Source organism: Streptomyces sp. NBC_01497 (assembly GCF_036250695.1).
Classification (GTDB): Bacteria; Actinomycetota; Actinomycetes; order Streptomycetales; family Streptomycetaceae; genus Streptomyces.
The window spans coordinates 2,789,146-2,801,882 of record NZ_CP109427.1 but is presented as its reverse complement, the minus strand read 5'-3'; the positions used below and the strand labels follow the sequence as shown (position 1 = coordinate 2,801,882).

At 73.2% G+C, this 12,737-nt stretch carries 10 protein-coding genes and 1 pseudogene; 9 read left to right on the top strand and 2 right to left on the bottom strand.

Annotation, left to right across the window (positions count from 1 at the left end):
- Window positions 1-665: 665 nt before the first annotated feature.
- Entirely contained in the window at window positions 666-1,064 is a 399-nt protein-coding gene (locus OG310_RS11880; protein ID WP_329455846.1) for a DUF5997 family protein, read from the bottom strand.
- 59 nt (window positions 1,065-1,123) lie between these two features.
- Here OG310_RS11880 and OG310_RS11875 point away from each other — a divergent pair, with 59 nt between their 5' ends.
- The gene (locus tag OG310_RS11875) at window positions 1,124-1,915 is read left to right on the top strand and encodes a LysR family substrate-binding domain-containing protein (protein WP_329455845.1); all 792 of its coding nucleotides are present in this window, start codon (window positions 1,124-1,126) and stop codon (window positions 1,913-1,915) included.
- A gap of 206 nt (window positions 1,916-2,121) precedes the next feature.
- Here the strand turns inward: OG310_RS11875 and OG310_RS11870 are convergent, their stop codons facing one another.
- The gene (locus OG310_RS11870; protein ID WP_329455844.1) at window positions 2,122-3,324 is read right to left on the bottom strand and encodes a serpin family protein; all 1,203 of its coding nucleotides are present in this window, start codon (window positions 3,322-3,324) and stop codon (window positions 2,122-2,124) included.
- Between the two features lie 303 nt (window positions 3,325-3,627).
- Here OG310_RS11870 and OG310_RS11865 point away from each other — a divergent pair, with 303 nt between their 5' ends.
- The 8 genes and pseudogenes from OG310_RS11865 to OG310_RS11830 all read left to right on the top strand — a co-directional run bounded on the left by OG310_RS11865 (window position 3,628) and on the right by OG310_RS11830 (window position 12,720).
- Entirely contained in the window at window positions 3,628-4,380 is a 753-nt protein-coding gene (locus tag OG310_RS11865; RefSeq protein WP_329455843.1) for a GntR family transcriptional regulator, read from the top strand.
- Between the two features lie 340 nt (window positions 4,381-4,720).
- Window positions 4,721-4,903, top strand: coding sequence for an SPOR domain-containing protein (locus tag OG310_RS11860; protein ID WP_329455842.1), 183 nt, complete (start codon window positions 4,721-4,723; stop codon window positions 4,901-4,903).
- 10 nt (window positions 4,904-4,913) lie between these two features.
- A pseudogene (locus OG310_RS11855) lies at window positions 4,914-5,240 on the top strand (NUDIX domain-containing protein); the annotation flags it as partial.
- Between the two features lie 733 nt (window positions 5,241-5,973).
- Window positions 5,974-6,393, top strand: a complete 420-nt coding sequence (locus OG310_RS11850; protein ID WP_329460139.1) for an ATP-binding protein — start codon at window positions 5,974-5,976, stop codon at window positions 6,391-6,393.
- A gap of 171 nt (window positions 6,394-6,564) precedes the next feature.
- Complete coding sequence (locus OG310_RS11845; RefSeq protein WP_329460138.1) at window positions 6,565-9,132, top strand: SpoIIE family protein phosphatase; 2,568 nt, start codon at window positions 6,565-6,567, stop codon at window positions 9,130-9,132.
- Window positions 9,133-9,324: 192 nt separating this feature from the next.
- Window positions 9,325-10,371 carry a hypothetical protein gene (locus OG310_RS11840; protein ID WP_329460137.1) on the top strand — a complete coding sequence of 349 codons (1,047 nt, stop codon included), beginning with the start codon at window positions 9,325-9,327 and terminating at the stop codon, window positions 10,369-10,371.
- Between the two features lie 275 nt (window positions 10,372-10,646).
- On the top strand, window positions 10,647-11,090 hold the full coding sequence (locus OG310_RS11835) for a MarR family winged helix-turn-helix transcriptional regulator (RefSeq protein ID WP_329455841.1): 444 nt from the start codon (window positions 10,647-10,649) through the stop codon (window positions 11,088-11,090).
- A gap of 277 nt (window positions 11,091-11,367) precedes the next feature.
- Window positions 11,368-12,720: an MFS transporter gene (locus tag OG310_RS11830; protein ID WP_329460136.1), complete on the top strand. Its 1,353-nt coding sequence runs from the start codon at window positions 11,368-11,370 to the stop codon at window positions 12,718-12,720.
- Window positions 12,721-12,737 lie beyond the last annotated feature (17 nt).

Below are 12,737 nucleotides of genomic sequence, written 5' to 3'. Positions count from 1 at the left end.
TTCGTGGGATCGCGCGGGAATGTGCATGGTGACCGAGTTATTACTTGACGCGTACAAGTCGAATACGTGGGGCCGAATGCCGGAGGCCGCCGGAACGGGCCACCCTTCCACCGGACTTCACGACCGGCACGTCCGGGTGGTGCGGTCTCGCCCCGTAATGGGTCATGGACGCGCGGTCCTCGGTGGTCCTCGCCGGGAAGGCGCCACGCCCGTGGACGGGGCGACGCGGCGAGGGCCCGGCGCACCGGACGATCGGCGACGTCGCCCGGCCCGGACGTCCCGGTCCGCGATGCCTCTCCTCGGGCTCCCGATACGCCTGAGGGACCGCGGACTCCGGCGGCGCGCCGGTCGTCGGCGCGTGATCCCGCTCTACGCGGCGGTTGACCCCGCGACACGGGGCGGGCATCCGGCGCGGTCGCGGGCCCGGTGGGCCGGGTGCCGGACGGGTCGAGCCGCGTCCCGCGCCGGTCGTTCATCCGGTCGTCGAGGGAGCGGAATAGTCATCGGCCCGCGAGAACACCTCCGGGCCGGGACGTCCCGCCTCCCGAACCGCGTGGGCGCCCGCGGCGCCGCAGGGCCAGGACGGGCGTCAGCAGTGAAGAGGCCGAAGAAGAAGGGGCCGAAGAAGACGAAGAGGAAGCCGACGCCGGCCCCCCGGGGGGGCGTCAGGCGTCGTCGGAGCGCGCCGCCCGCTCCTCGTCGCGCTCCTTGATACGGGTGGTCTCCTTGCGGACCTCGGCCTGGGTGGCCCGCTCGCGCCGGAGCCACTCGGGGCCCTCCTGCTTCAGCGCCTCGATCTGCTCCGTGGTCAGCGCCTCGGTGACGCCGCCCCGGGCGAGGCCCGCGATGGAGACGTCCAGCTTGGCGGCGACGACCGGGCGGGGGTGCGGCCCGTCGCGGCGCAGCTCCCGCAGCCACTGGGGCGGGTCGCTCTGGAGCGCGTTCAGTTCGCTGCGCGAGACGGCGCCCTCCCGGAACTCGGCGGGGGTGGCTTCCAGGTACACACCCAGCTTCTTCGCCGCGGTCGCGGGCTTCATGGTCTGGGTGGTCTTGTGCGACGTCATGGTGCCCAGCGTAACGAGCGCGGGCGCCCCCGCCGACCACGGCCGGTTAACCTGGACCGGTGACCGGCTCGGACGTACCTCCCTCTTTCCGGCTCGCGTACGTTCCGGGGGTGACGCCCGCGAAGTGGGTGCGGATCTGGAACGAGCGCCTGCCCGGCGTTCCGCTGACCCTGACCGGGGTCTCCACCGACGAGGCGGCCGGGATCCTGCGGGAGCGGGGCGCCGACGCCGCCTTCCTGCGCCTGCCCGTCGACCGTACGGATCTCAGCGCCATCCCCCTGTACACAGAGACGACCGTGGTCGTGGCCCCCAAGGACCACCTCGTGGCCGCCGTCGACGAGGTGACGGTGGAGGACCTGGCCGACGAGATCGTGCTGCACCCGCTGGACGACTCCCTGGACTGGGAGCGCCTTCCGGGCCGCCCGGCGATCGAGCGGCCCGCCACCACGGCCGACGCCGTCGAACTGGTGGCGGCGGGGATCGGGGTCCTTCTCGTACCCCAGTCGCTCGCCCGCCTGCACCATCGCAAGGACCTCACGTACCGGCCCGTCACGGACGCCCCGGTGTCGGGGGTCGCGCTGTCGTGGCGGGAGGACACGACCACGGACCTGGTCGAGCAGTTCATCGGCATCGTCCGCGGTCGTACCGTCAACAGTTCGCGCGGACCGGCACCTGCCGCGGCGGAGCCGAAGCGCAAGCCCGCGGCGGGCAATTCGGGCAAGCCGTCGGCGGGCAAGGCGGGCGCTCCGGCGGCCGGCGGGGCTCGGAAGCCTCAGCGGAAAGGCTCCGGCAGCCCGAAAGGTGCGCCCAAGGGGGCGGCGAAGCGCGGCAGGCCCCGCAAGCGCTCGTAAAGCGCCCCGCGCCGCCCGGTGAGACGCCTCACGCCCGCCGGGCGACGGATGCCGCTGCCGTGCTCGGCCCGTCGACGGGACGAGTCGGGGCCCTCGACCGCACGCGGTCCGGTACCGGGGACCCGCGGCGGCGACGACGCCCCGCGAGGCCCGCACCGGTGGCCGGACAGGCCGTTCCCTGCGCCGTCCCGCCGCGCGGCGGGACGTCAGACGCTGTCGGGACGTGCCGGCGGGGTGGCCACCCAGCCCGTGGCCAGACACAGACCCGTGGCCCGCAGGACGGCGGCGAAGCCGAACGGGCGGTCCAGCGTCGCGACGATGCTCATGACCCGTGTCCTTGCCGTCGACGCGGCGCCGGGCATGAGGCCCAGCGCCGTCACGGCAGCCGCCGTGAAGCCCGTCGGGCCGAAGTCGGCCATCGCCGACTGCGCCGCCGAGCGGATCGCGAGCGGGGACGGACTGATGCCGGGGAAATGCCCCCGTGACGCGTCGCACGCCGAGACCAGACCGAAGACGGCGGCCTGGCGCAGCAGGTCGTGCTCGGCGCTGAGGCGGAAGGCCGGCATGTTCACCGACAGGACGGGCCCGGGGCTCATCGAATCGATCTCGTCCTTGACCAGGCCGGGGCCGGCCTGGTTCCCGTACGGCAGCAGTTCGGGGGGTATCACCTCGTACCGGCCGGCGAGCGCGCCCGTACCGCCGCCGATGACCTGGCCGGGCCCCATGCCGGGCGGGCCGATCAGGAGGTGGACGTCGATGCCGTTGCCGCCGCGCACCTGAAGCAGGGTCACGGGTCCCTCGGGGGTCCTCGCCACCCGGACCGGATGCGTGCCCGCCGTGTTGCGCATCAGCCACCGCATGTCGCGGCCCGCCCAGGGACCCGTCCCGGGCGTGTGCCGCGCGTGCTGGACGAACGGCTCCTCCCACTCCGTCGAGAGGCAGAGCGCGCTCGCGAGCACCAGCAGGGTGCCCGGGCCGAGATCCACCGGCATCCGGTCGATGAGGCCGCCGGTCCGCCGTGCCGCCCACGCGTCGAGTGCCGCCCGGTCCGCGTCCGCGTTCCCGGACAGCGAGGCCTGGCTGCCGGCCGGCAGGGTCGCGAGCCAGGAGTCGTGCAGCGGCAGGGACCGCGCCGTCCACAGCCCCAGCGCCGCCTGGAGCCCCTCGGCGCCGGGGAGTCGGGCGAGCAGTGCGCGGGCGGCGCGGGCCGCTTCGGGTGCCGGGGCGCCGACGGCGTGCTCCAGTTCGGCGCGGGCGGGCCCGTCCGCGGTCTCCGCCAGCAGGGCGAGCAGCGGCCAGACGCCGGCGGCCGAGAACACCGCGTCCTGCCCGCCGTCCAAGTGCGCCGCCCACCGCGCCGTGAGGGCCGCTGTCCCGGCCACCGCCGTGTCCACCGGTTGCCGCGTCATCCGTCGCCCGCTTCCGTCGCGCCGGCCCGTCGTCCTGTCCGGCCGTCCTGTGATGTATTCGCGCGGCGGTGGTCCGCTCGCCCGCCGCCGGTCCGGCCGTGCCGGGGGCCCGGTTCGGACCGTGCCGGCACCGGGGCGCACCGTCGCCGCGGGTGGCTGGTCGTCGCCCATTCTGGGCCTCTTGCGGATCATGCGTCCACCGTCACCAACTCATCACTTCGGGTGAAACGTTGGCCCACGCTTGCGGGGGTCAACCGTCGGTTGCCACTCTGTTGCTGTCTGTCAACTTTGAGGGAGTGGCCCGTGGCATTCGGTGAGCAGCCCGCCTATCTGCGCGTAGCGAGCGATCTCCGTCAGAAGATCGCCGACGGGGTCCTGCCGCCGCACACCCGGCTTCCCTCGCAGGCCCGCATCCGCGAGGAGTACGGGGTCTCCGACACGGTCGCGCTGGAGGCGCGCAAGGTGCTCATGGCGGAGGGGCTGGTCGAGGGCCGCTCGGGCTCCGGGACGTACGTCCGGGAGCGACCCGTGCCGCGCCGTATCGCGCGCTCCGGCTACCGCCCCGCGACCGGTTCGAGCCCGTTCCGGCAGGAGCAGGCCGACGAGGGCGCGCGGGGGACCTGGGAGTCGCGCAGCGAGCAGGAGGACGCGACGCCCGAGGTCGCGGCGCGGCTCGGCATCAGGGCGGGCGACCGCGTGATGCGTACGCGCTACGTCTTCCGGGCGGAGGGCGAGCCGATGATGATCTCCACCTCGTGGGAACCCCTGGCCGTCACGGGGCGCACGCCGGTGATGCTGCCGGAGGAGGGGCCGCTCGGCGGCTGCGGGGTGGTCGAGCGGATGGCGGCGATCGACATCGTCGTGGACAACGTGCTGGAGGAGGTCGGGGCGCGCCCCGGCCTCGCGGAGGAACTGCTGACGCTCGGCGGGGTGCCGGGGCATGTGGTGATGGTCCTGGAGCGCACCTACTACGCGTCGGGGCGGGCGGTCGAGACGGCGGACGTGGTCGTGCCGGCCGACCGGTTCCGGATCGGCTACCACCTGTCGGTGAAGTAGCCGCGGACCCCGGGGCCACCTGTGCCGCCGCCCGCGGAGTCACCATCCGTGCCCGGCGGATCGCACGTGGTGCGTACCGGACGGGTGCAGGCCCCGGCGGCGGGGGCGCGTACCGGCGCGTGCCCGGCGCACTCGGGGGCGTATTCAGGGGCGCACGGGGCTCGCGCGCGCCCGTACTTTTCGGTGTTTTGTTGGCCGGAAGTTGCCTCTTCGTGTAATCACGCATCCGGTGAGTAAGGGTCGGGCGTACGCTCCGGCATATGCGCATTGGGGTTTCCTGGGGACGCGCGACGCGTCCGGAGATACGCGTCCCGGCGACGGTGGCGGCGGGGGTGCGGCCGTGAACGAAGGTGGAGCCGCCGTGCTGCCCTGGCAGGTCATACGCGACGACGACAACGGCAACCGCTACCGGGTCGCGTGGTACGCCACGCGGGACGAGGCCCAGCGGATGGCCGAGAGGCTGGACGGCCACGATGCCGGGCCCGTCTACAGCGTCGAGCGGCTGGAGCGGAACGCGTCATAGGCTCCGGCGCATGACGGAGCGAGAGTCGGCGGTGACGGTGGTGGTCGCGGGCGCCGTGTACGACGGCGGACGCCTGCTGGCGGCCCGCCGCAGCGCGCCCCCCGAACTGGCCGGCCGCTGGGAGTTGCCGGGTGGCAAGGTGGAGCCGGGCGAGCGGCCCGAGGACGCGCTCGTACGCGAACTGCGCGAGGAACTGGGCATCGAGACCGAGCCGGTGGCCCGCGTGCCGGGAGCGTGGCCGCTCGGACGCGGCTACGAGCTGTGGGTCTGGACGGTGCGCCTGGTCTCGGGCGAGCCGCGCCCGTTGCAGGACCACGACGCACTGCGGTGGGTGACGGCGGCCCAGGCGGCCCCCGTGTGCCGCGACAACGGCGCCGGACGGTGCGATCCGGACCATCCCGACCCTCCGGAACGACCGGAAAGACCGGAACGACCGAACCATCGGGAACGCCCGGATCATCTGGACCAACCGGAATGCATGCTGATGTCGAGTGATTCACCTGATTCAGCCGATTCGTACGGTGCGCGTGATGCCCGGAGTTCGTGCCGTCCGCGAGATCAGGACCGTGTCGACTGGCTGGACGCGGACCGGCCCGCCGTCGTGGCGGCGCTCGCCGTGCTGGGTCCCGATCTGGGGTGTGCCGAGGGTCGCGTCCGGCCCTGACGCCACCAGGCAAGCGGGTCGAACGGCGCCCGGACGAGGGGCGTCAGAGGGCGCAAAGCGTGGAATGTGCGGTATGTCCCCTTGGTGCGGCGTCCCGTGCGGGCTCCGCCCTCGGAGGAGAGCCCGCCCTCGCACGCCCCGCCCCGTGCGGCCGGACCCCCGTTCGAGCCCCCGCGCGCCCCCTGCGGACACCCCTCGCGCCCCCCGCTCAGCGGTGTGCCCGCGCGTATGGGACCGTCGTTCGGGCATAACGCATAGCGGGGGTGTGGCGACTTCTTAGCGGTATCTCTACGGTGCTCGCGTCGTCCCTTGCCTCGTCGAGCGGTAGTTTAGGTCTATTTTCGGGTATGGGCTGTTTGATCCCCGAAACAAACGAGACAGCGGGGGGCGTCGCGTGCTGTGGGAAGTGGTCGGGTTGATCGACACCGAGGACGAGTCCGCCGAGTGGATTCTGCCCGCCGAGCCCGGTGCCGTGCGTGTCGCCCGCCATGACGTGCGGGACACCCTGCGCGCGTGGCGGCTGGCACCGGCGGTCGAGGACATGGCGATGCTGCTGGTCAGCGAACTGGTCACCAATTCACTGACCTACGCGCCCGGCCCCATCGGCATGCGGCTGGAGATGCGTTCACTGCCCGACCAGGAGGACGTCCTCCTGGTCGAGATTTCCGACCAGCTCCCGGAGGCGCCCGTCGTGGAGCGGGCGCCGGGGCCGGAGGACGAGCGCGGGCGCGGGCTTCAGCTCGTGGCGTGTTCCGCCCGTCGCTGGGGCACGAGGCGGGGCAAGACAGGTAAGACCGTGTGGTTCGAGCTGCCTCTCCATGGTTAGAAGTCACAAGGGACGACGGTCGCAGCGGGTTTCTCGCAGGTCCGGAGAGAACGAGACCTTGCTGTGATCGTGAACGCCGTGTCAGCCAGGCCCGTGGTACTGAATACTGCGGTGCAGGGCCGGTCCGGTGCGTGAGCTGGAGGGGACGGTCGCGTGAGCGAGACACCAGAGATGCCAGATACGACGGGCGATGACGTCGTGTGGCAGAGCAGCCCGCCCGGCTCCATCTACGAGCACATCAGGGTGGCTTCCTTCTCGATCGGGCCCGACGGCCTGATCGACCAGTGGAGCGCGCGTGCGGCCGAACTGTTCGGCATCGCGGCCTCTGAGGTCAGGGGCAAGGATCCGCTGGAGGTCTTCGTACCTCCCGAGTTCCGCGCGAAGGGCCATCGCAAACTCAGCGAGATCCTGGACGGCAAGGAGTGGACGGGTCTGGTCCCGTATCTCCTGCCGTCGGCCGAGAGCGCCGCGGGCGCCCGGCAGCACGGTCTGGCCGAGGTCTATGTGATGCCCAGTGAGACGGACCAGGGCGAGCGGGGCGCGCTGTGCGTCGTCGTGGATGTGCGTGCGCTGCGTCGGATCGAGACCGACCTCGCCTCTTCGCAGGCGATTTTCGGCCAATCTCCGTTCGGCTTCATTCTCTTCGGTACGAACCTGACCGTTCAGCGCGTCAACCAGCGCTTCGTCACCGTGTTCGGCGGCAGGGCGTCGGCGCACCGGGGCAAGTCGGTCCACGACTACCTCCCCCTCGGTGAGGCCGACCGGCTGGAGGCCGCGCTGCGCCGGGTCCTCGCCACCGGCGACCCCGTGGTCGAGTTCAAGATCGTCGGTTCCCCGCCGGGCGGTGGCCAGGAACGCCGGCACTGGTCGCTGAACCTCTACCGGGTGGGCGCGGGCGGCGGCCGTACGCTCGGCGTCGCCGCCATCGGCACGGACATCACGCACCGTCATGTCGCGGCGCGTGAGGCCGCGAACGCGCGCCGCAACCTCGCGCTGCTCAACGAGGCGAGCGCCCGCATCGGCAACTCGCTCGACCTGGAGACCACCGCCCGCGAACTGCTGGGCGTGGCGGTCCCCAACTTCTGCGACATAGCCTCCGTCGACCTGTACCAGTCGCTGCTGACCGGTGAGGAGGCGCCGCCCGGACGGTGGGCCGCCTCCTCGCAGGAGTCCGGCGGCGGGACGGCCCGGCTGCGCCGCGTCGCCTTCGCGAGCGCCGTCTCGGACGGGCCGATCTCCGGTCCCGACGAGCGGCACGACGGCTATGTCTCACCCGAGGTCGGCGCTGTCCACCGCTTCCCGTTCAGCTCGCAGAGCGCGGGGGCGCTGCGCAGTGCGCGGGTGCGGTCGATACCGGGCGAACCGGGCAGCCTCCTGCAGTCCACGCTCGCGGTGCCGATGGTCGCGCACGACACGGTGGTGGGCCTCGTGCAGTTCGCGCGGGCCAAGGGCAGTGAACCGTTCGGCGACCGCGACCGCGGCCTCGCCGTGGAACTCGCTGCCCGCGCGGCCGTCTGTATCGACAACGCGCGCCTGTACCGCCGCGAACACGAGCGCGCCCTGATCCTCCAGCGCAGCCTGCTGCCCCCCGGCGACCCCGAGGCCGCCGGCCTCGACATCGCCTGCCGGTACCTGCCGGGCAACGCGGCGACGGAGGTCGGCGGCGACTGGTTCGACGTCATCGAACTGCCGGGCCACAGGACCGCGCTCGTCGTGGGTGACGTGATGGGCCGCGGCCTGCGCGCCGCCGTCGCCATGGGGGAACTGCGCACCGCCGTCCGGACGCTGGCCCTGCTCGACCTGGAGCCCGCCGAGGTGCTCGGCGCGCTGGACGAGATCGCGAACGGCCTCGGGACGCCCAACGGCGCGCAGCAGGCCTCCCGGGTCGCCCACAAGGCGCGCGACGCGGACCTCGCCGAGGTCTACCTCGCCACCTGCGTCTACGCGGTGTACGACCCGGTCACGCGGCGCTGTACGTTCGCCAACGCGGGCCACCCGCCGCCCGTGCTCGTCGAGCCGGGCGAGAAGGCGCTCCTGCTGGACGTGCCGCCGGGGGTACCGCTCGGCGTGGGCGGCGAGCCCTTCGAGCAGGTCGAGGTGGAGCTGTCCGAGAACTCCCTCCTCGCGCTCTACACCGACGGCCTCGTCGAATCCCGGGACCAGACGCTGGAGGAGGGACTGACCGCGTTCCGCGCCTCGCTCGCGCACGCGGAACGGCCGCTGGAGGACGTCGCCGACCATGTGCTCTCCACCCTGGAGACCGGCCACGGCCAGGACGACATCGCCCTGCTGATGGCCCGTATCCAGGGTCTGCCCGCCGAGGCGGTCGGCGACTGGCGGCTGCCGCGCGAGCCGCGCTCCGTCGGCCGGGCCCGTGAGTACGCGCGCGCCCAGCTCATCGCCTGGGACCTCGAACCGCTCGTGGACACGGTCGAGTTGCTCGTGAGCGAACTGGTCACGAACGCGATGCGCTACGGCGAGGGCGAGATCAGGCTCCGCCTGCTGCGCGATCGCACCCTTGTGTGCGAGGTGTGGGACGCGGGACTGGTCCAGCCGCGCCGCCGCCGCGCCCGGGACACGGACGAGGGCGGGCGTGGTCTGCAGCTCGTCGGCATGCTGAGTTCCGCGTGGGGTTCGCGGCGCACGCCCCGCGGCAAGACCGTCTGGTTCGAGCTGGCCCTGCCGGGCGGCGCGAGCGCCTCGGAGCCGACGGCGGAGCAGCTGCTGAGTATGTTCTGACGCGTCGGCCGGGGCGCGGCCGGCACCGCCGACCGGGTCCGGAGCAGGCGCGACGCCATGTACTGATCCCGCAACGGTTGCCGCCGGGCGCCCCGGGACCTCCCGCGCCGCCCGTACGCTGAGCGCCTTCGCGGCCTCGGGGCCGCGCCCTGGGGAGGGGATCGGGCGGTGCGGGAGCGCGGGCGGGGACGGATGGCGGCGGTGGCGCGAGCGTTGCGGGGTCCGCGCGCCCGGTGGCCCCGGCGGATCGCTGTGGTGGTCGCCGCGCTGGTCGTCGTGCCGGTCGTCACGGCCGGCGCCGCGCTGCGCGTCACGTACATGGGCGATCTCCAGGACGGCACCCGCACCCGGGGCAGGGACGCCGTGTGGATGGGGCACGCGTGGGTCGACGGCCGCAAGGACGACGCGGACCTCGCCGCGTTCGCCCGCCGCGTCAGGGGCACCGGTATCCGGGACCTGTATGTCCACACCGGCCCGCTGGAGCACGACGGGACGCTGCCCGCGGACCTGTACCCGAAGGCCGCGTGGCTGATCGCCGCCGTCCACCGCACGCTGCCCGGGGTCAGGGTGCACGCGTGGCTCGGCGACGTCCTCGCCGGCGAGGGCCCGGACGGCCTGCGGCTGTCGCGCGCCGCGACCCGTGAGGCCGTCCTCGGCTCCGCCCGGCAGGTCCTCGCCGCCGGGTACGACGGCGTGCACCTCGACCTGGAACCGCTGCACTCCGGCGACCGCGACTTCCTGCTGCTGCTCGACGAACTGCACGCCCTGACCCGGGGGCGCGGCGCGACCCTGTCGGTGTCCACGGCGCAGATCGACCCGCTGCCCGCGCTGCACGCGGCGGCCGGGGCGCTCACGGGGCACCCCAAATGGTGGTCGCAGGCGTACTTCGCGCAGGTCGCGCGCCGCGTCGACCAGGTCGCCGTCATGTCCTACGACACGGCGATGCCGCTGGAGTCGCTGTACGGGGGCTACGTGGCCCAGCAGACCGCGCTCGCCCTGGAGGTCACGCCGCGGAGCACGGACCTGCTGATGGGGCTGCCCTTCTACCGCGAGGAGGACATGAGCCACCACGGGTACGCGGAGACACCGGCCGCCGCGATCCACGGGGTACGGCTGGCACTGGGCCGCGACGACGTCCACCGTGAGCGGTTCGGCGTCGCGCTGTACGTCGACTTCGCGGCCACGGAGAGCGACTGGGCGGCGTACCGCGACGGCTGGGGCGCGACCTCCCGCGGCTGAGGCCGCGGGCTTCAGGGTCCGGCCGCCTGGACCGTCGGCACCCGACCGGCCGCCCGCACCGTGGGCACCCGTCCGGCCGCCCGACTGTCGGCACCCGTCCGGCCGCCCGGCAGGAGCGGGGCACGGAACAGCCCGAGGGGCAGGGGACAGCCCGAGGGGCACGGAACAGCCCGAGGGGCACGGGACAGACCGGGCGGGGCGCGGGACAGCCCGAGTGAGGCACGGAACAGCAGGCAAACTTGCAAGGCTCCCTGTCAATTTCGTAGTCTGTTGCCATGACCGATTCGTCAGGAGACCCCACGTCGGAACAGGTGGCAGCGGATATCGCCGCAGTCGCCGGGCTCCTGTCGCGTCGCCTGAGGTCCACCTCGTCCGAGACCGGGCTCACCGCCTCCCAGCGCTCCGCGCTGGTACGGATCACCGACGACGGCCCGTCCACGACGGCCGCCCTCGCCCGCGCCGAGCACATCAGGCCGCAGTCGATGCGCCTCACGCTCGGTGTGCTGGAGGAGCAGGGCCTGATCGAACGGACGCCCCACCCGACCGACGGCAGGCAGTCCGTCGTCTCCGTCACCGACCACGGCCGTACCGTCCTCGCGGGCGTGCGCGCGGCCAAGCAGACCTGGCTGTCAAAGGTGATCGCCGAGGAACTCGAAGCGGACGAGCGCCGCACCCTGGCCGCCGCGGCGGCCCTGCTGCGACGCCTGACCGAGAAGTGAGAGCACGGCTCCTGTGAGCACCACCGACACCCACGACCCCCGTACGGACGGAGGGAACGACACGTCATCACCGGCACGCGACAGCACGGCTGACCCCGCCGCCACCGACCCCGCCACCGGCGCGAGCCCCACCGGTGCTGCCTCCGGTTCCGGCGCGGCCCCCGGTTCCGGTGCGGCCCCCGGCCGGGCCGGACGTCCCCTGCCGACCCGGCCGGGTACCGAGTCCCGTCCCGGCGCGCGGAAGGGTTTCGCGGGACGCCTGACCCTGCCGCTGCTGATGGGCTCCCTGCTCAACCCGCTCAACACCACGATGATCTCCACGGCTCTGGTGTCGATCGGGCACGACTTCGGTGTCGGCGCGGCCGACACGGCCTGGCTGATCTCCGTCCTGTACCTCGCGAGCGCCGTCGCGCAGCCGGTGCTCGGCAAGCTCGCCGACTCGCTCGGCCCGCGCCGGGTCTTCCTCGGCGGCCTGGCCGTGGTCTTCCTGTCCGGGATCGTCGGCACGTTCGCGCCGTCCTTCAGCTGGCTGCTGCTCTCCCGGCTGTTGCTGGGCATCGGCACGTCCGCCGCCTACCCGGCGGCCATGTCCGTGCTGCGCGACGAGGGCCGCCGGGTCGGCAGGACGCCGCCACGGCCCGTGCTCGCCCGGCTGTCCTTCGCGGGGCTGGGCAGCGCGGCGGTCGGTCCGACCCTCGGCGGGCTGCTCGTCGGGATCTTCGGCTGGCGCGGCATCTTCGCCGTCAACCTGCCCGTGGCGCTCGCCGCTTTCGTCATGGCGCTGGTCTACGTGCCGAGGGACGCCACGCGCGCCGAACGGGCCGCGGCCAGGGCCGCCGATCCGGCGGCCGGGGCGCGGAGTTCCGTGTGGCGGTCCGTCGACCCGCTGGGCATCGGCCTGTTCACCACCGCGCTGACGCTTCTGGCGTTCTTCCTGCTGGACCTCAGCCACCCGATCTGGTGGCTGCTCGCGCCCTTCGCCGTCGTCTCGGTGGTCCTGGTCCGCTGGCAACTGCGTTCCAGGCAGCCGTTCATCGACCTGCGGATGCTCGCGGCGAACGGGGCGCTGGCCCGCACCTACCTCCGCCACGGTCTCAGCTACCTGCTGATCTACTGCGTGATGTACGGCTTCACGCAGTGGCTTGAGGACGGCCGCGGCTACTCCTCCGCCATGACCGGCCTGCTGATGCTGCCCATGTCGGTGGCCGCGCTGGTCTGTTCGCTGCTCGGTGCCCGTACGAAGGGCATCCGCGGCCCGCTGACCCTGGCCAGTGTGCTGCTGCTGGCGGGTGCGATCCTGCTCGCCTTCATCGGCGGCCACACCCCGCTGGTGGTCCTGCTGGTGGCGGGAGCATGCTTCGGTGTCCCGCAGGGCCTCATCGGCACCAGCAACCAGGCGGCCGTCCAGTCGTACTCGCCGGCGGAGAGCATCGGTTCCGCCGCGGGACTCCAGCGCACCGCCCAGTACATCGGCGCCATCGCCGCGTCGAGCCTGATCGCTCTCGCCTACGGCCAGAAGGCCAGTGACAGCGGTCTGCACCTCATGGCCGTGGTGTCGGCCGGCCTCGGGGTGCTGCTGATCGTCGTGACCCTGACCGACCGGGCGCTGCGCCGCGGCTCCCGGACCTGACAGGCACGGCCCGAGAA